Genomic DNA, 17466 nt, shown 5'->3' with positions numbered 1-17466 from the left:
TCAGCCGCGCTGGGCTAGGAATGCAACATCGACGATCTCGCCGGTGCGGATCTCTTCGGCCTCACTGGGAACGATCACCAGACAGTTCGCCTCGGCCAGGGTGGCCAGCAGATGCGACGACGCACCCGGCGCCCCGCCGAGCGCCTGCACCAGATATTCGCCGGTGTCCTGGTCGCGCATCAATTGCCCGCGCAGAAATCCCTTGCGCCCCGGCACCGACGTGATCGGTGACAGCGTGCGCGCCTGCACGATTCTGCGCATCGGTTGCCGCTTGCCCAGCGACATCCGGATCAGCGGACGCACCATCACCTCGAACACCACCAACGCCGACACCGGATTGGCCGGCAACAGAAACACTGGCACACCGTCGCGGCCCAACTGCCCGAAACCCTGCACCGAACCCGGATGCATCGCGATCCGGGTGACCTCCATTTCGCCCAGCTCGGACAGCACCTGCCGTACGCCCTCGGCCGCGGCCCCGCCTACGGCGCCGGCGATCACCACCACTTCGGCCCGATTGAGTTGTCCCTCAACGGTTTCCCGAAGCACTGCCGGATCGGTGTCGACGATTCCGACGCGGGTGACCTCGGCGCCTGCGTCGCGCCCCGCGGCCGCCAACGCGTAGGAGTTGACGTCATAGACCTGCCCGTTGCCCGGCGTGCGCGAGATGTCGACCAGCTCGCCGCCGACGCACATCACCGACAGCCGGGGCCGCGGATGCACCAGCACGCGTTCACGTCCCACCGCCGCCAACAGCCCGACCTGGGCGGGCCCGATGATCGTGCCCGCGCGCACCGCCACATCACCGGGCTGCACATCGTCGCCGGTGCGCCGCACATATGCCCCCGACCGCACCCCCCGCAGCACCCGCACCCGGTTCTGCCCGCCGTCGGTCCAGCGCAGCGGCAGCACCGCATCGGCGAGCGTCGGCATCGGCGCACCGGTTTGCACACGCGCAGCCTGACGCGGTTGCAACCGGCTCGGCGTCCGGGCCCCCGCCTCGATGGATCCCATTACGGGAAGGCTGATTTCGCCGTCGCCGTCCTCAGAAGCCTCGCCAGCGCCCAACACGTCGACGCTGCGCACCGCGTACCCGTCGATGGCGGCTTGGTCGAAACCCGGCAGCGGACGTTCGGTGACGACTTCCTCCGCGCACATCAAACCCTGGGCCTCGGCGATCGCCACCCGCACCGGCCTGGGCGCCACCGCAGCGGCAGCCACCCGCGCCTGCTGCTCCTCTACCGAGCGCACAGCACGCCTCTCTCCGCAGATCTAGTGTTCGGTCAGCCCCAACCGCTCTACCAACCACCGCCGCAGCTCGGGTCCGTAGTCGTCGCGTTCCAGGGCAAAGTCAACCGCAGCCTTGAGGTAGCCGCCGGGATTTCCCAAGTCGTGTCGAGATCCGCGATGCACCACCACATGTACGGGATGGCCCTCGTCGATCAGCAGCGCGATCGCGTCGGTCAGCTGAATCTCACCGCCCGCGCCACGCGGAACCCGCCGCAGCGCATCGAAAATCGCGCGGTCCAGCACATAGCGCCCGGCGGCGGCGTACGGCGACGGCGCATCGGCGGCCTTGGGCTTTTCCACCATGCCCTTGACCCGAAGCACGTTGGGGTTGACGGCGTCGGGCACCGTCTCGACGTCGAACACGCCGTACGCGCTGATCTCGTCGGTAGGCACCTCGATGGCGCACAGCACCGAACCTCCGCGCTTGGCACGGACTTTCGACATGGTCTCCAGCACGCCGGTCGGCAACACCAGGTCGTCGGGCAGCAGCACCGCGATGGCGTCTTCGTCCGGCGACAGCGACGGCTCGACACAACTGACGGCATGGCCCAGGCCGAGCGGCTCGGCCTGCACCACCGACTCGACCTTGATCAACGCCGGGGCGCGACGCACCTTCTCCAGCATCGACTTCTTGCCGCGCGCTTCGAGCGTGCCCTCCAGCACCAGGTCTTCGACAAAGTGCGCGACGACGCTGTCCTTGCCTTCGGACGTGACGATGATCAGGCGCTCGGCGCCGGCTTCGGCCGCCTCGGCGGCCACCAGCTCGATGCCCGGTGTGTCAACCACCGGCAACAACTCTTTGGGCACCGTCTTGGTGGCCGGCAGAAATCTGGTTCCCAGACCCGCGGCCGGCACGACCGCGGTGCGCGGAATAGCAACCTCAGGCCCAGTCATCGTTCACACATTAATGGTTTGTCGTCGAACGCTCAGCGTCACCTGTCATGGTGTACCCCGTGATCTCGCGGGAAAAAGCGGAGGTTCGGGCGGCGATCCTGGCGGCCCGCCGGGCCATGACGCCGCAGCAACGCGACCACGAGGCGACAGCGATCGAAGCGCATCTGCCCGACCTGGTCGGTCTCGGTGACACGGTGTGCGCATATGTGCCGATGGGCACCGAACCCGGGTCGATCGACCTCGTCGACAACCTGCTGCGACTGGGCGCGCGGGTGCTGCTGCCGGTGGCGCCCAGCGAAGCCGCTCCCCTGCAGTGGGGCGAGTATCGGCCCGGCGAGCTCGTCGACGCCCGGTTCGGGCTGAAGGAGCCGCCGCCGCCCCGGCTTCCCGCGGAGGCAATCGCCGATGCCCGCGTCGTCCTCGTCCCGGCCCTCGCCGTCGACCGCACCGGTGCTCGGCTGGGCCGCGGCGCGGGGTACTACGACCGCTCGCTGCCGCTCGCCGATCCGGCGGCCCGGTTGATCGCCGTCGTGCGCGACGAGGAACTCGTCGAGCGACTGCCCGCCGAACCGCACGACGTGCGGATGACGCACGCGCTCACCCCCAGCGGCGTGGTGGCGCTCAGCAGCTAGCCAGCACGTCTTCCATGGCGCGCTTCTCCTTGGCGGACAGCCACAGCCCGTACGCCGTCTTCACGTCGATCTGACGCGCGACGAACTCGCAGCGGAACGCCGGGTTGGGCGGCAGCCAACTGGCGACATCGCGAAAAGCCTTGTCAAAGTTGGCTTGTCCACCGACGGCGACCAGGTTGCGCGGATCGTTGGCGAAGTCGCGGCGGCGTTGGTCGTCCCAGTCGCGCGCGCCCTTGTACCAGGCGTCGGCCAATGACACGAGGTGGTCGATCTGGACGGTGCTTGAGGTGTCGGGGCCGCGGACGAATGCGATCGTGGCGCCGGTGTACGGGTCGTGCAGCACACCGCTTTGCGCGTAACAGGTGCCGGGCCGCACCACGAGGTTGGCCAGATCACGCCTCAGGATGTCGTCGCGGGTATTGCAGCCGTTGCGGCCGAACTCGACGTTGACGTCGTCGCTCCAGGCCTCGCCGAACCGGTAGCGCGCGAAGTCGGTGCGGCGGTCCCAGCCGCGCACGGGCAGTCGGTCCAGCAGGTCGCGGGCGTGGTCGAAGCGGGGATTGGCGGGTGGTGCCACCACCGGCGCCGGCGCGGAGGTCGACGTCGTGGGAGGCGCGAGGGACGACGACGGTGATGACGCCGGCGTTCGCTGCTGCATCCACGTCACGAACAACACGAGCGCGACGACCACCAGCACAGCGACGACCCAGCCTCGGGTCCGTCGGCGCCGGCGCCGCGCGGGAATGGCGAGCCCCACATAGCGGTTCTAGCACTTAAGACGGTAGAGTGCTAAGAAGTTTGACCACCTCGGAGGTTTTCGTGCCTACCTATTCCTATGCGTGCACCGAATGCGGTGATCGCTTCGACGCGATCCAGGCGTTCAGCGACGATGCGCTGACCACCTGCCGTAAGTGCAACGGCCGACTGCGCAAGCTCTTCGGTTCCGTGGGAGTGGTGTTCAAGGGCAGCGGCTTCTACCGCACCGACAGCCGCGAGTCGGCCAAGACCACGACCAACGGCTCCGCTAAGAGCTCGGAGTCGACGGGCTCGTCGTCGTCAAGCTCGTCGAGCTCGTCCAGCGATTCGAGCTCCAGCTCGACCAGCGCCGCGCCCGCCGCCGCGGCATCGAGCTGAGTTATCCACAGGCGGCGCGCTGAGTCCGCGCGCCAGACACCCAATGCTGCCTAGCGTGGCGGCATGGGCCAAGCACTCAATCCGTCGCCCCTGAGCAGGTTGTCGGCCGCCCTGCGGCCGGATTGGTCACGCACGGTCACGGCCCGACGAATCGCGGCCGGCGGGCTGGTGGTGCTGGCCGGCGTCGCCGCATTGCGCGACGATCCGCACGGCGACCGCACCGAGGTCGTCGTTGCCGCCCGTGACCTCGCTCCGGGTGTCGAATTGACCGCGACCGATGTGAGGCTTGAAATCCGTTCGGCAGCAACGCTTCCCGATGGCGCGCAAGAAGACCCCGAGGCAGTGTTAGGGGCCACGCTGGCCAGCCCGACCCGCCGCGGCGAGGTGCTCACCGACGTGCGGGTGCTCGGGCCGCGGCTGGCCGAGGAGGCCGCCGGACCCGACGCGCGCATCGTGCCACTGCATTTGGCCGATACCGCATTGCTCGACGTGATCCGCTCCGGCGACGTCGTCGACGTACTCGCGGCGACGGACGACCACAGCCCCCAACTGCTCGCCTCCGACGCCGTCGTCGTACTGGTGTCGGAGAAACCCAAGGGGCCCGGTGCCGGCGGCGATCGCGTGGTGCTGGTCGCACTGCCCGCCCGCGCCGCCAACGAAGTGGCGGGGGCCGCGCTGGTGCAGACGGTCACGCTGACGTTCCACTAAATTACGGTCCTGTCAGACCACCCATAGCGCAGAAGGGTTCCACAGCATGTTGAAGGGGTTCAGAGAGTTCATCGCCCGAGGCAATGTCATCGACCTGGCCACCGCGGTCATCATCGGCGCGGCCTTCACCGCACTGGTGACGGCCTTCACCGATCACGTGGTGCAGCCGCTGATCAGCCGGATCGGCGCGACACCTGAGTCGGAATACGGTTTCCTGAGGATTCCGTTGGGCGACAACATCTACGTCGACTTCAACGCCGTGGTCTCCGCGGCCATCAACTTCCTCATCGTGGCGGCCGTCATCTACTTCGTCATCGTGCTGCCGTACAAGAAGTTCAAGGAACTCGACTCCAAGGTGGAGGAGGAAGAGACCCAGCTGACCCTGCTCACCGAGATCCGTGACCTGTTGGCCGAGAACGGCCAGGCCGCGTCCGGCAAGCACGGCGCCGGCACGCCCGTAGGCACCGACAAAACCGGTCAATAGCCCGCAGACACAAAACAGCCCCCGGAAAACCCGGGGGCTGTTTTGCGTAGGACCTGACCCGTTAGTTCATGTTCCAGGGTTCGCCGTAGGTGGTGACGCTGTCACCCGAGTTGGAGATCAACCGGGCGAACGGACGCAGCAGCACGCCGCCGGCCGCGCCGGTCACGGTGCCGTGCGCGTTGGAGACGGCCACACCGCCGTTGGGGCCCGCCACCTCAACCGAGAAGGTCGCGACCTCCTGGATGCCGGGGCCATTGCCCAGGTCGGCGCTGATCGACACACCGGGGAACAGGTTCGGCGTAGTGATGAAGCCCTCGCTCGGATCCAGGTCTGGTGGCGCCTGGTCGAACAGGATGTTCGGGGTGGTGTAGCTGAAGTTGATGCCCACACCCAGCGACCAGGGGAAGCCGATCTGGTAGCCCAGCTCGAGCTGGCCCTCGAACTCTTCGGCGCCGGGGCCGGCCACGATGTACTTGGCGCGGCCGCTATGGAACCACTCACGGGTCAACCGGTTGCGGTCCAGGGGGAACACACCATTGAGGAAGGTGTCCCACTGCTGGATCGTCAGGGTCCGGTCCTGGCCGTCCACCAGACTCAGCTCGTTGTCCAGACCTGCGTGAGAGGTGCCCGCGCTCACGAATAAGCCCGCGATTGCTGCGCTTATCACGGTGATCATCGCGATCAGCACCCGACTGATTGCCTTCATGTTCTCCCTAGTCATGTCGACGATGACCCTGGCGGGTCACCGTGGTTATTCGTGCCTGGTCCTACTCGCTACACCACACACGACGCAGGAGCCTCATGTGACGCAAATGAGAGACCTCACATGTGGCTCTTACGTTTCACTCATCGTTGACACGAGGAACATAACGGGGCGCCACCAGACCGGCAACGCAAGCGAATGCCAACTGCGTCACATTCCATTGTCGGATGGGAGTTTGCTGAGATCCGCTGTACGTGCATGTGGCAGGCGGGTCGTCGGCGGCCGATCAGGTGGACCGCGCTTGTGCGGGCACCGCTGTGTCAGTCGGTGCGAATTTCCCCAGACGGTTCGCCATCAGGCATTTTGTGCCCCCAAACGGGCGATCACGGCTCAATCATGATGCGGCGGAACGTTGTCTCGCAGCCACTGTTCATGTACGGCGTCGTCGTCCGGGGAGTAAGTATCGCGCTCGTCAATAGATATCTCGGGCAACGGATCCCCGAAGATCTTGTTAACTGCCTCGCGCGGCGGCTTGGACGGGCCAGTCACAAGCCGACTGTCCTGTGACGAAGATCACATTCACGCCGAGATTGCCGTTCACTTCCCGTTAACACGCTGGACAATTGCTGGTTTTGCACGACGGTGACTGAGGTGAGCCCGTCGTAGTGGTCCAGTCATTGTGGGACTCTGTTGCCCGGTGTTCGGGCGAGGAAGAATCAACAACGACATGGCATCGAACAAGCGCCGGCGGCATACGCCGGATCAGATCATCCGCAAGCTCGCCGAGGGCAACAAGCTCCTGGGGGCCGGCCAGGAGCTCGACGAGGTGTGCCGACACCTGCAGATCGCGGAGTCGACGTGGCATCGCTGGCTTGCCCAGTACGGCGGCATGAAAGCCAACGAGGCCAAACGGCTCAAAGAACTCGAGGCCGAGAACACCCGATTGAAGAAGTTGGTCGCCAACCAGGCCCTCGACATCGACATGCTCAAGGAGATCTCGGCGGGAAACTTCTGACCCCGAACCGCAAGCGCCGCGCCGTCACGGCGCTGCGCGACCGGTTCGGGGTTTCCGAGCGCCGCGCCTGCACAGTGGTTGGCCTGCACCGTTCCACGATGCGCCTGACACCGCCGCCGATCACCACCGAGGAGGCCGAGTTGCGCGCCTGGCTGCGCCGGTTCTCCACTGACCGGCCCCGCTGGGGATGGCGGCGGGCAGCCAAGATGGCCCGCCGAGCCGGCTGGCAGGTCAACAACAAGCGCATCCGTCGTCTGTGGCGCGAGGAGGGCCTCCGCGTCCCGCAGCGCCGCAAGAAGAAGCGTCTGACCGGTATCGGTATCGCCGTGGGCGCGATGTCACCGATTCGTCCGAACGTCATCTGGGCGATGGACTTCCAGTTCGACACCACCGCCGATGGCCGCACCTTGAAGATGTTGAACGTCATCGACGAGTTCACCCGCGAAGCCCTCGCGATCGAAGTCGATCGTGGCATCGACGCCGACGGCGTCGTCGACGTGCTGGATCGCCTGGCTCTGCACCACGGTGCGCCGCACTACGTGCGCTTCGACAACGGTCCCGAGTTCGTGGCCCACGCGGTCAGTGATTGGTGCCGATTCAACAGTGCTGGTTCACTTTTCATCGATCCGGGCTCGCCTTGGCAGAACGCCTGGATCGAGTCGTTCAACGGCAGGCTTCGTGATGAACTGCTCAACTCATGGCGCTTCGACTCGCTCCTGGAAGCCCGCGTGATCATCGAGGACTGGCGGGTCGACTACAACGCCAACAGGCCCCACTCCGCCCATGGCGAGCTCACCCCTGCCGAGTTCGCTCTACAGTGGACCACGACCCACCAACCCCAAGTCGCATAGCGACTGGACCACCAAACGGGTCCCCCTCATGACCGCCGGGTGCCGCGACGCAGGTTCGGCGTCGTGCGCGCATCCGGACGGCACGGACAACAGTTAGATCTCCAAGCTTGATAGCTGGCCGATGATCTGGGTGGCCAGCGGGCCGAGCGTGGCCATGCCGTCGCGCACGGCCGCCCGGGAGCCGGCGATGTTGACCACCAGCGTGCTACCGGAGATGCCGGCCAAACCGCGGGACAGCCCCGCATCGACGATGCCCGCGGACAGCCCCGAAGCGCGCAGCGCCTCGGCGATGCCGAGCAGCTCGCGGTCCAGCAGGTCACGAGTGGCCTCGGGCGTCACGTCGCGCGGCGTGACCCCGGTGCCGCCCACCGACACCACCAGATCGACGCCACCGATGACCGCCGTGTTCAGCGCATTGCGGATCTCCACCTCGTCAGCAGACACCACCACGACGCCGTCGACGACGAAGCCGGCCTCACCGAGCAGTTCGGTGACCAACGGACCGCTGTGGTCCTCCTCGCCATGGGCGGTGCGGTCATCGACGACAACGACGAGTGCTCGGCCCACCAACTCCGCTGGCTGTTCCATGAGTGCAACCGTATATCCGGGGCCAGTCACTGGCGCGGCCACTCTCAATGTGGGCGTCACTGCTGGGCCTTCCCGAGGGTGACCTCGACGGTCTGCGGCTTACCCGAGGGGTCGAGATAGGTCAGCGTCACCTTCTCGCCGGGGGCCTTCGAGCGCACCGCGGCCACCAGCGCGTCGGCGCTGCCGATCACCCGGTCGTCGACCTTGGTGACGACGACGCCGCTGGGCAGCCCGGCCGCCGCGGCGGCTCCACCGTTGGTGACCTCGACGATCCTGGCGCCGTCGGTGGCCGGATCGTTACTGACCTGCACACCCAGCGACGCGTGCGAGGCGCTGCCGTTCTGGATTAGCTCGTCGGCGATGCGCTTGGCCTGGTCGACCGGGATGGCGAAGCCCAGCCCGATCGAACCGCTCTGCGCATTGGGCGAATCCCCGCCCATCGTGGCGATCGCGGAGTTGATGCCGACGAGCTCACCGTTCATGTTCACCAGCGCACCGCCGGAGTTGCCGGGGTTGATCGCGGCGTCGGTCTGGATCGCGTCGAGCACGGTGTTCTGGTTGCGGATGTCGCCGCCCGCCGCGACCGGCCGGTTCAGCGCACTGATGATGCCGGTGGTGACGGTGCCCTCCAGGCCCAGCGGTGAACCGATGGCCACGACGTCCTGGCCCACCCGCAGATTGGCCGACGAGCCCAGCGTGATCGGGGTCAGATTGGATACGCCCTGGGCCTTGACGACCGCGATGTCGCTGCTGGGGTCGGTGCCGACGACGGTGAACTCGGCGGTGCGCCCGTCGGAGAACGTCACCTTGGTTTCGGCGGCGCGGTCCTTGGCGGCCGAGACCACGTGGTTGTTGGTCAGGATCAACCCGTCCGGCGACAGGATGATGCCCGAGCCTTCCTCGGACTGCCGGCCCAAATTTGTCTCGAGCTTGACGACGCTGGGCACCACCTTGGCGGCGACCTGTTCGACGGAACCGGTGGGAACGCTGGCGGCGGGCTGGCTCGCGGCCGCACCCGAGGCGATGGAACCGAACGACGGCCGGTCGGGCTGCATCAGCGTGGCGACGCCGCCGCCGATGCCGGCCGACACCAACGCCACGGCTACTGCGCCGACCGCCAATGCGCCTGCGCGAGAACGCTTTTGCGCGGGCTGCGGTTGCACGGACGGTTGCGGCACACCGCGGTACGGATCGTAGGGGGCACGGTACTGCTGCTGGGCGGTGGCGTAACGCCAGTCGTAGGGCTGCTGCTGGTACGGGTCGGGGCGATGCGCGCCGGGGTATCCGGGTGCCGCGTGCGGTTGACCGTCCGGCCGGCGGCCCGGCTGCGGCGGTGGGGAGTACCTCGGGTGATTCGTCATATCGCCTTTGCGCTCTTCCTCTGATCCGGTACCGACAGTTGGACAACGAAGGATGCATCCCCACAGTGCCCAGGTGGGCTGAGAATCGACTTAGAGAACATTCGGGACATCCCGATATTCCATGCGATCCCCCGATCAGCCGTTTTCCGCTTTGGCCACCGGTTGGGTCACCGCATCGGTTGGAGGCGCCTGAACGATGTCCGACAGTGGCCGTCCGGGTAGTACAACATGAATCGACGTGCCGGGTGGCTGCCCGCCCGGCACGGTGTCCTCCACTCTTAGCGCGCCACCGTGTTTGAGCACAACTTGTTTAACGATAGCCAGTCCCAGCCCTGAACCCGGCATGGCACGCGCGGACGTCGACCGGTAGAACCGCTCGAACACCAGGCGACGCTCCTGCGGCGGAATGCCGGGGCCGTGATCGGACACCACGAGTTCGGCGTGGACCGGGTCGATCTGCCGCAGCCGCACGCCCACGCGCCCGCCGGGCGGGCTCCACTTCGCAGCGTTGTCGAGCAGATTGAGCACCGCGCGCGACAGGCCCGCGGAGTCGCCATAGATCTGCCAGCCGATGACGTCGACGTCGAACTCAATGTCGTTGCGGCGCCGACGAACTCGCTCAAGGCACCGATCGACGAGCTCCGCCATGTCGACGGGTTCGTGGATGACGATGCCTGCGTCGTCGCGGGTGAGGTCCACCAGATCGCCCACCAGCGTGGACAATTCCTCGATCTGGGCGATGACGTCGGCGCGCAGGCCGGCCATCTCCTCTTCCGGCAGCCGCGGTGCGCCCGGCGCCTGAGAGGCCATCAGCAGCTCGACGTTGGTGCGCAGCGACGTCAGCGGCGTGCGCAACTCATGCCCGGCGTCGGTGACCAGTCGCGCTTGGCGTTCCCGGGATTCGGCCAGCGCCCGCAGCATCATGTTGAACGCTTCGGTGAGCCGGGCGAGTTCGTCGCTACCGAACACGGGGATGGGTCTCAGGTCGTCCGTGCGGGCGACCCGCTCTGCCGCTTCGGTGAGCCGGGCGACCGGACGCAGGCCTGCCCGAGCCACCATGCCACCCGCGATCGCAGCCACCGCGACACCGATGCCGCCGACGATGAGCAGCACAGTGCCCAACCGTTTGAGCACTTGGTTGGTCGGGGCCAGGCTCTTCGAGATCAGCAGCGAGCTGCCGTTAGCGAGGTGTACGGCCAGCACGCGCTGATGGTTCGCGGTGCGCAGGGACATCAACAGCTCGCCTGAGATGACGTCTTTCTCGGCCTCGCCGAGCGGCAACGTCTGACCCTGCTGGTTGGCTGTATATATCGAGCGCCCGGGGTTCACCAGCATCGCGTTGACATCGGAGTACGCGGTGCCCTCGATGGCTTTCCCGGGGTCGGCCGCCAGTGAGCCGCTTTCGATCAGCAGTCGGGCCCGGCTGTGCAGCTGGGTGTCGATGTCGTCGTAGAGCGCGCGCGAGACCACCGCGTACACGGCGACGGCCATCAGCACCACCACCATCGCCACCATCGACATGGCCAGCAACATCACCCGCCAACGCAGGGAGAGTGAGCTCGTGGGGGGTGGGATGTGCCGCCAATCGTTGGGCGGCCGGAATGACCATCTAACTGCTGACATCAGGGGGGTGTTTCGCGCAGCACATAACCCACGCCGCGCACGGTGTGGATCAGTCGCGGTTCTCCTTCTGCTTCCGTCTTACGGCGCAGGTAGCCGATGTACACCTCGAGCGCGTTGCCCGACGTCGGGAAGTCGAAGCCCCAGACCTCCTCGAGGATGCGGCTACGGGTAAGCACCCGCCGCGGGTTGGTGATCAACATTTCCAGCAGCGCGAACTCGGTTCGCGTCAGGCTGATCGGGCGCTGCCCACGCGTGACCTCGCGGGTCACCGGGTCCAGGGTGAGATCGGAGAAGGTCAGCGGCTGGGAATCGGTGCCCTCGTCGGGGGTGGTGCGACGCAGCAGCGCACGCATCCGGGCCAGCAGTTCTTCGAGGGCGAACGGCTTGGGCAGATAGTCGTCGGCGCCGGCGTCGAGCCCGGCGACACGTTCGGAGACCGAATCGCGGGCGGTCAGTACGAGGATGGGCAGGTCGTCCCCGGTGCTGCGCAGCTGCCGGCACACCTCGAGGCCGTCGAGCTTGGGCATCATCACGTCGAGCACCAAGGCGTCGGGCCGATCGGAAGCGATCAGGTTGAGTGCCTCGACGCCGTCTTCGGCCAAATCGACGGAATAACCATTGAACGAAAGCGACCGGCGCAGGGATTCGCGCACCGCGCGGTCGTCGTCAACGACAAGTATGCGCACAGCCACAGTGTCATCCCATCGCCTGAGATTGACCTGAGAGGCGCGCCCAGGCGGTTAGCGGCGGTCCAGGTCGATCAGGCCGAGGCGCGCGGCCTTGAGCAGACGACGCGGCACCTTGTGCTGCTGACCGGCGACGGTCACGCCGACGAGTTCAGGCTTCTTGGCCTTCCACTGCGCGCGCCGGCTACGGGTGTTGGCGCGCGACATCCTGCGCTTGGGCACAGCCATGATCGAGCATCTCCTCTTGAGGGGTGGTGCCGCGCGGACGTTCGGGCGCCGGCAATTGCCTACAGGATAGCCGGTGACCTGCGTGGGCTCCAAAATGGTGGTTCGGCGATCGCGGGCTTCGGGCGCGGCTTCGGTGGAGGATTCGTGCCAAATGGTGGCACGAATCCTCCACTTGGTGACTGAGCTGGCGCGGGCATAGGTGCTGAACAGCGCGCACACCAGTGCGGCCGGTCACTTACGGCGGGTAAGCAACCACTTCAGCGCGGACAGCGCATACGGGATCGCCAGCACCGACAGGGCGAGCGCCGCGATTCCCAATCCGACCAGTGACAACAGGCCATCGTTGATTCCCCACCAGAGCGTGGCGCCGCCGCACAGCAGGCCGAAGATCACGGCAAGGACCAACTTGATCGCGTCGCGAACACTCGCCTCCCCGCCCCGGGAGTGACGTGGCGGCTTACCGCTGTCCTTGACATCGGATTCGCGTAGCGCCTTGCCCGCTATATAGACACCGCCTGCCATGACCACCCATCCGATGACCGGTATGGCCGCAGCCCTCCTGCCTTCGGGCGGAGGGTTGAACGCCATCAATGCACCCGAGACTGTCCACACCACACCCAGCAAGACTTGAATAGGTCGTGACGCCACCGGACAAGTATCGGAGTCGCCTTGACGGCGTACCCGAGGTACCGGCTAACCTACCGGTTGGTTGGCGCGTCTGACGATGGGAGTGTGCGTGGCAGACCCAGTCCGCATCGGCAACTGCTCGGGGTTCTACGGCGACCGGCTGGCGGCGATGCGGGAGATGCTGACCGGTGGCGAGCTCGACTACCTCACCGGCGATTACCTCGCCGAGCTCACCATGCTGATCCTGGCCCGCGACCGCGCCAAAAACCCGGACCGCGGCTACGCCAAGACGTTCCTGACCCAGCTCGAAGACTGTCTGGGCACCGCGCTGGACAAGGGCGTGAAGATCGTCGCCAACGCCGGCGGCCTCAATCCCGCGGGCCTGGCCACCGCCGTGCGTCAACTGGCCGAACGCCTCGGACTCGACGCCAACGTCGCCCACGTCGAAGGCGACGACCTTCTCCCCCGCGCCGACGAGCTCGGCTTCGGCACCCCGCTGGCCGCCAATGCCTACCTCGGCGCGTGGGGCATCGTCGAGTGCCTCAACAGCGGCGCCGACGTCGTGGTCACCGGACGCGTCACCGACGCCTCCGTGATCGTCGGACCCCCTGCCGCCCATTTCGGTTGGGGCCGTGACGATTACGATGCGCTGGCCGGCGCGGTCGCGGCGGGCCACGTCATCGAATGCGGGGTGCAGGCCACCGGCGGCAACTACTCGTTCTTCACCGAAGTGCCCGATCTGACCTACGCCGGCTTCCCGCTCGCCGAGATCCACGCCGACGGCTCGTCGGTGATCACCAAGCATCCCGGCACCGGCGGGCAGGTCAGCGTCGACACCGTCACCGCGCAGCTGCTCTACGAGATCGCCGGCGAGCGCTACCCCAATCCCGATGTGACGCTTCGGGTTGACTCCGTTCAGCTGGTCGGCGATGGACCCGACCGCGTGCGCATCAGCGGCGTGAAGGGGGAGCCGCCGCCGCCCACTCTCAAGGTCTCGCTGAACAGCATCGGCGGGTTCCGCAATGCGATGACGTTCGTGCTCACCGGCCTGGACATCGAGGCCAAGGCCGAACTCGTGCAGCGCCAACTGGAATCCGGGCTGACGGTCAAACCGGCAGAGCTGCAGTGGACGCTGGCGCGCACCGACCACCCCGACGCCGACACCGAAGAGGCGGCCAGCGCGCTGCTGCACTGCGTGGTCCGCGACCCCGACCCCACCAACGTCGGCCGCCAATTCTCCTCAGCCGCAGTGGAACTCGCACTCGCCAGCTATCCGGGGTTCCACGTCACCGCACCGCCCGGCGACGGGCAGATCTACGGCGTGTTCACCCCCGGCTATGTCGACGCCACCGAGGTGCCACACGTCGCCGTGCACGCCGACGGCACCCGCACCGACATCGCACCCGCTACCGAGACCCGCGAACTCGCGCCCGCCGACCCCGCGCCACTACCGGAGCCGCTGTCCGACAGCCCGACGCGACGGGTACCGCTCGGCGTCATCGCCGGCGCCCGCAGCGGCGACAAGGGCGGCAGCGCCAACGTCGGCGTCTGGGTGCGCACCGACGAGCAGTGGCGTTGGCTCGCGCACACCCTGACCGTCGACAAACTGCGCGAATTGCTGCCGGAGACAGCGGATCTGCCCGTCAACCGGTACCTGCTGCCGAACCTGCGCGCGATCAATTTCGTCATCGACGGCATCCTCGGACAGGGCGTGGCATATCAGGCCCGGTTCGACCCGCAAGCCAAGGGGCTGGGCGAATGGTTGCGCAGCCGTCACATCGACATACCGGAAAGCCTTCTATGAGTATTTGGAATACGCCCGAACGGGAGCAACTCCGAAAGACGGTGCGCGCGTTCGCCGAACGCGAGGTGCTGCCCCACGTCGACGAGTGGGAGCGCAGCGGCTTACTGCCCCGCGAACTGCACCTCAAGGCCGGTGAGGCCGGGCTGCTCGGCGCGGGGCTGCCCGAGGCGGTCGGCGGCGGCGGCGGAGACGGTGTCGACTCGGTGATCATCTGCGAGGAAATGCACTACGCCGGAGCGCCGGGCGGGGTGTTCGCCTCCCTGTTCACCTGCGGCATCGCGGTGCCGCACATGATCGCCTCGGGCGATCAGCGCCTGATCGACACCTATGTCCGGCCGACGTTGCGCGGCGAGAAGATCGGCTCACTGGCGATCACCGAACCCGGCGGCGGCTCCGACGTCGGCCACCTGACCACGCGTGCCGAGCGGGACGGCGACCACTATGTCATCAACGGCGCCAAGACCTACATCACCTCCGGCGTGCGCGCCGACTATGTGGTGACCGCGGTGCGCACCGGCGGGCCGGGCGCGGCGGGTGTGTCGTTGATCGTCGTCGACAAGGACACACCGGGTTTCGAGGTCACCCGCAAGCTGGACAAAATGGGTTGGCGCTCAAGCGATACCGCCGAGCTGTCCTACACCGATGTGCGGGTGCCGGCGGCCAACCTGATCGGCGGCGAGAACACCGGTTTCCTGCAGATCGCGGCGGCGTTCGTGTCCGAGCGCGTCGGGCTGGCCGCGCAGGCCTACTCCAGCGCACAGCGCTGCCTGGACCTGACGGTCGAGTGGTGCCGCAACCGCGAAACCTTCGGCAAGCCATTGATTTCGCGGCAGGCGGTGCAGAACACGCTGGCGGAGATGGCGCGCCGCATCGACGTCGCGCGGGTATACACCCACCACGTGGTCGAGCGGCAGCTCGCCGGGGAAACCGGTCTGATCGCCGAGGTGTGCTTCGCCAAGAACACCGCCGTGGAGGCCGGTGAGTGGGTGGCAAATCAGGCGGTGCAGCTGTTCGGCGGCATGGGCTACATGGCCGAATCGGAGGTCGAACGTCAGTACCGCGATATGCGCATCCTCGGCATCGGCGGCGGCACCACCGAAATCCTCACCTCGCTGGCGGCGAAAACCCTGGGATACCAGTCATGAATCTCCAGACCACCACCGCGAGTGTGAAACGACTGCGAAATATGCGGGGAAATCTCGCAATAGCTTCACACTCGCGAACGGAGGAGGGGCGTTGAGCGCTCTGAAGTCCACCATCGACACCCGCTCCCCGGCCTACACCGAGGCCGCCGAAGTGATGGCGGCCAAACTGGCCGAACTCGACGCGGAGCACGCCAAGGCGCTCGCTGGCGGCGGCCCGAAATACGTTGAGCGCCACCATGCTCGCGGCAAGATGACCCCCCGCGAGCGCATCGAGCTGCTGCTCGATCCGGACTCGCCGTTTCTGGAGGTGAGCCCGTTGGCGGCCTGGGGCAGCGACTTCACCGTCGGCGCGAGCCTTGTGACGGGCATCGGCGCGGTCGAAGGGGTCGAGTGCATGCTGGTGGCCAACGACCCCACCGTCAAGGGCGGCACGTCCAACCCGTGGACGCTGAAGAAGATCCTGCGGGCCAACCAGATCGCGTTCGAGAACCGGCTGCCGGTGATCTCGTTGGTCGAGTCCGGCGGCGCGGACCTGCCCACGCAGAAGAAGATCTTCATCCCCGGCGGGCAGATGTTCCGCGACCTGACCCGGCTGTCCGCGGCCGGAATCCCCACGATTGCCTTGGTGTTCGGCAACTCCACCGCCGGTGGCGCGTATGTGCCCGGCATGTCGGATCACGTGGTGATGATCAAGGAGCGGTCCAAGGTGTTCTTGGCCGGGCCGCCGCTGGTGAAGATGGCCACCGGCGAGGAGTCCGACGACGAATCGCTGGGTGGCGCCGAAATGCACGCCCGCACTTCGGGTCTGGCGGACTACTTCGCGGTCGACGAGCTTGACGCGATCCGGATCGGACGTCGGATCGTGGCCCGGCTGAACTGGCGCAAGCAGGGGCCGACGCCCGGCCCGGTCACCGAACCGCTGTTCGACGCCGAGGAACTCATCGGCATCGTGCCCGCCGATCTGCGCATCCCGTTCGACCCGCGCGACGTGATCGCCCGCATCGTCGACGGCTCGGAGTTCGACGAGTTCAAACCGCTCTACGGGTCCTCGCTGGTGACGGGCTGGGCGAACCTGTACGGCTACCCGATCGGCATCCTGGCCAACCACCGCGGCGTGCTGTTCAGCGAGGAGTCGCAGAAGGCCACCCAGTTCATCCAGTTGGCCAATCGAGCCGACACGCCATTGTTGTTCCTGCACAACACTACTGGGTACATGGTGGGCAAGCAGTACGAGGAAGGCGGGATGATCAAGCACGGCGCGATGATGATCAACGCCGTGTCCAACTCCACCGTCCCGCACATCTCGCTGCTGATCGGCGCGTCGTACGGCGCCGGGCACTACGGCATGTGCGGGCGGGCCTACGACCCGCGCTTCCTGTTCGCCTGGCCCAGCGCCAAATCGGCCGTGATGGGCGGCACCCAGTTGGCGGGCGTGCTGTCGATCGTCAGCCGGGCCGCCGCCGAGGCGCGTGGACAGGCCTTCGACGAAGAGGCCGACGCCGCCCTGCGCGCCGCGGTCGAAGCGCAGATCGAGGCCGAGTCGCTGCCGATGTTCCTGTCCGGGCGGCTCTACGACGACGGCGTCATCGACCCGCGTGACACCCGCACGGTGCTGGGAATGTGCCTGTCCGCCATTGCCAATGGCCCGATCAAGGGGACGTCGAACTTCGGCGTCTTCCGGATGTGAGCTTCC

18 protein-coding genes are annotated in these 17466 nt (G+C 67.0%); 8 read left to right on the top strand and 10 right to left on the bottom strand.

Features of this window, described 5'->3' with window-relative positions; translation table 11 throughout:
- On the bottom strand, positions 1-1251 hold the full coding sequence (glp, locus tag CWS39_RS16240) for a molybdotransferase-like divisome protein Glp (RefSeq protein ID WP_102143962.1): 1251 nt from the start codon (positions 1249-1251) through the stop codon (positions 1-3).
- Positions 1252-1272: 21 nt separating this feature from the next.
- Entirely contained in the window at positions 1273-2184 is a 912-nt protein-coding gene (locus CWS39_RS16235) for a UTP--glucose-1-phosphate uridylyltransferase (protein ID WP_102143961.1), read from the bottom strand.
- A gap of 47 nt (positions 2185-2231) precedes the next feature.
- Here CWS39_RS16235 and CWS39_RS16230 point away from each other — a divergent pair, with 47 nt between their 5' ends.
- Entirely contained in the window at positions 2232-2816 is a 585-nt protein-coding gene (locus CWS39_RS16230; protein ID WP_102143960.1) for a 5-formyltetrahydrofolate cyclo-ligase, read from the top strand.
- Here the strand turns inward: CWS39_RS16230 and CWS39_RS16225 are convergent.
- Positions 2806-3573: an HNH endonuclease family protein gene (locus CWS39_RS16225; RefSeq protein WP_306768838.1), complete on the bottom strand. Its 768-nt coding sequence runs from the start codon at positions 3571-3573 to the stop codon at positions 2806-2808. The two genes, CWS39_RS16230 and CWS39_RS16225, sit on opposite strands and share 11 nt — an antisense overlap.
- Before the next feature lie 62 nt (positions 3574-3635).
- Between CWS39_RS16225 and CWS39_RS16220 the strand changes: the two genes are divergently transcribed.
- The 3 genes from CWS39_RS16220 (at position 3636) to mscL (ending at position 5142) form a co-directional block, all read left to right on the top strand.
- The gene (locus tag CWS39_RS16220) at positions 3636-3950 is read left to right on the top strand and encodes an FmdB family zinc ribbon protein (RefSeq protein ID WP_102143959.1); all 315 of its coding nucleotides are present in this window, start codon (positions 3636-3638) and stop codon (positions 3948-3950) included.
- Between the two features lie 63 nt (positions 3951-4013).
- Positions 4014-4658, top strand: a complete 645-nt coding sequence (locus CWS39_RS16215) for an SAF domain-containing protein (protein WP_102143958.1) — start codon at positions 4014-4016, stop codon at positions 4656-4658.
- Between the two features lie 46 nt (positions 4659-4704).
- Positions 4705-5142 (top strand): large-conductance mechanosensitive channel protein MscL, encoded by a 438-nt coding sequence (gene mscL, locus CWS39_RS16210; RefSeq protein ID WP_102143957.1) that lies wholly within the window; start codon positions 4705-4707, stop codon positions 5140-5142.
- Positions 5143-5203: 61 nt separating this feature from the next.
- Here the strand turns inward: mscL and mspA are convergent, their stop codons facing one another.
- Positions 5204-5848 (bottom strand): porin MspA, encoded by a 645-nt coding sequence (mspA, locus tag CWS39_RS16205; protein WP_102143956.1) that lies wholly within the window; start codon positions 5846-5848, stop codon positions 5204-5206.
- 724 nt (positions 5849-6572) lie between these two features.
- Between mspA and CWS39_RS16200 the strand changes: the two genes are divergently transcribed.
- Positions 6573-7711, top strand: a protein-coding gene (locus tag CWS39_RS16200; protein WP_085975921.1) for an IS3 family transposase whose coding sequence is annotated in 2 segments (ribosomal slippage) — positions 6573-6843 and positions 6843-7711 — 1140 coding nt in all. Because the reading frame shifts where the segments join, the coding sequence is not laid out codon by codon here.
- A gap of 93 nt (positions 7712-7804) precedes the next feature.
- On the opposite strand, the gene CWS39_RS16195 is transcribed toward CWS39_RS16200, so the two are convergent.
- The 6 genes from CWS39_RS16195 to CWS39_RS16170 all read right to left on the bottom strand — a co-directional run bounded on the left by CWS39_RS16195 (position 7805) and on the right by CWS39_RS16170 (position 12845).
- Positions 7805-8299 carry a MogA/MoaB family molybdenum cofactor biosynthesis protein gene (locus tag CWS39_RS16195; protein ID WP_431306139.1) on the bottom strand — a complete coding sequence of 165 codons (495 nt, stop codon included), beginning with the start codon at positions 8297-8299 and terminating at the stop codon, positions 7805-7807.
- Between the two features lie 56 nt (positions 8300-8355).
- Positions 8356-9660, bottom strand: a complete 1305-nt coding sequence (locus CWS39_RS16190) for a S1C family serine protease (RefSeq protein ID WP_102143955.1) — start codon at positions 9658-9660, stop codon at positions 8356-8358.
- Between the two features lie 135 nt (positions 9661-9795).
- Positions 9796-11283 (bottom strand): HAMP domain-containing sensor histidine kinase, encoded by a 1488-nt coding sequence (locus CWS39_RS16185; RefSeq protein WP_102143954.1) that lies wholly within the window; start codon positions 11281-11283, stop codon positions 9796-9798.
- A complete protein-coding gene (locus CWS39_RS16180; RefSeq protein WP_199178147.1) occupies positions 11283-11969 on the bottom strand; it encodes a response regulator transcription factor in 687 nt (228 codons plus the stop codon). Before CWS39_RS16180 ends, CWS39_RS16185 begins: the two co-directional genes overlap by 1 nt.
- Positions 11970-12023: 54 nt before the next feature.
- A complete protein-coding gene (rpmF, locus tag CWS39_RS16175) occupies positions 12024-12197 on the bottom strand; it encodes a 50S ribosomal protein L32 (RefSeq protein WP_102144023.1) in 174 nt (57 codons plus the stop codon).
- Positions 12198-12428: 231 nt separating this feature from the next.
- Positions 12429-12845 carry a hypothetical protein gene (locus CWS39_RS16170; protein ID WP_142386858.1) on the bottom strand — a complete coding sequence of 139 codons (417 nt, stop codon included), beginning with the start codon at positions 12843-12845 and terminating at the stop codon, positions 12429-12431.
- A gap of 76 nt (positions 12846-12921) precedes the next feature.
- On the opposite strand from CWS39_RS16170, the gene CWS39_RS16165 reads away from it, so the two are divergent.
- From CWS39_RS16165 to CWS39_RS16155, 3 genes are all read left to right on the top strand, one after another.
- Positions 12922-14628, top strand: a complete 1707-nt coding sequence (locus CWS39_RS16165; protein WP_102143951.1) for an acyclic terpene utilization AtuA family protein — start codon at positions 12922-12924, stop codon at positions 14626-14628.
- Complete coding sequence (locus CWS39_RS16160) at positions 14625-15773, top strand: acyl-CoA dehydrogenase family protein (RefSeq protein ID WP_102143950.1); 1149 nt, start codon at positions 14625-14627, stop codon at positions 15771-15773. Before CWS39_RS16165 ends, CWS39_RS16160 begins: the two co-directional genes overlap by 4 nt.
- Positions 15774-15864: 91 nt before the next feature.
- A complete protein-coding gene (locus tag CWS39_RS16155; RefSeq protein ID WP_102143949.1) occupies positions 15865-17460 on the top strand; it encodes an acyl-CoA carboxylase subunit beta in 1596 nt (531 codons plus the stop codon).
- Positions 17461-17466 lie beyond the last annotated feature (6 nt).

The sequence above is a fragment of the Mycobacterium hubeiense genome, from assembly GCF_002838065.1.
GTDB lineage: Bacteria > Actinomycetota > Actinomycetes > Mycobacteriales > Mycobacteriaceae > Mycobacterium > Mycobacterium hubeiense.
This window is presented reverse-complemented; position numbering and strand designations above follow the sequence as displayed.

What these genes read in the sequence shown, in the direction of transcription:
- CWS39_RS16235 (WP_102143961.1), bottom strand. Translation starts at nt 2,184, where the DNA reads ATGACTGGGCCTGAGGTTGCTATTCCGCGCACCGCGGTCGTGCCGGCC.
- CWS39_RS16230 (WP_102143960.1), top strand. Translation starts at nt 2,232, where the DNA reads ATGGTGTACCCCGTGATCTCGCGGGAAAAAGCGGAGGTTCGGGCGGCG.
- CWS39_RS16215 (WP_102143958.1), top strand. Translation starts at nt 4,014, where the DNA reads ATGGGCCAAGCACTCAATCCGTCGCCCCTGAGCAGGTTGTCGGCCGCC.
- mscL (WP_102143957.1), top strand. Translation starts at nt 4,705, where the DNA reads ATGTTGAAGGGGTTCAGAGAGTTCATCGCCCGAGGCAATGTCATCGAC.
- mspA (WP_102143956.1), bottom strand. Translation starts at nt 5,848, where the DNA reads ATGAAGGCAATCAGTCGGGTGCTGATCGCGATGATCACCGTGATAAGC.
- CWS39_RS16195 (WP_431306139.1), bottom strand. Translation starts at nt 8,299, where the DNA reads ATGGAACAGCCAGCGGAGTTGGTGGGCCGAGCACTCGTCGTTGTCGTC.
- CWS39_RS16190 (WP_102143955.1), bottom strand. Translation starts at nt 9,660, where the DNA reads ATGACGAATCACCCGAGGTACTCCCCACCGCCGCAGCCGGGCCGCCGG.
- CWS39_RS16185 (WP_102143954.1), bottom strand. Translation starts at nt 11,283, where the DNA reads ATGTCAGCAGTTAGATGGTCATTCCGGCCGCCCAACGATTGGCGGCAC.
- rpmF (WP_102144023.1), bottom strand. Translation starts at nt 12,197, where the DNA reads ATGGCTGTGCCCAAGCGCAGGATGTCGCGCGCCAACACCCGTAGCCGG.
- CWS39_RS16165 (WP_102143951.1), top strand. Translation starts at nt 12,922, where the DNA reads ATGGGAGTGTGCGTGGCAGACCCAGTCCGCATCGGCAACTGCTCGGGG.
- CWS39_RS16160 (WP_102143950.1), top strand. Translation starts at nt 14,625, where the DNA reads ATGAGTATTTGGAATACGCCCGAACGGGAGCAACTCCGAAAGACGGTG.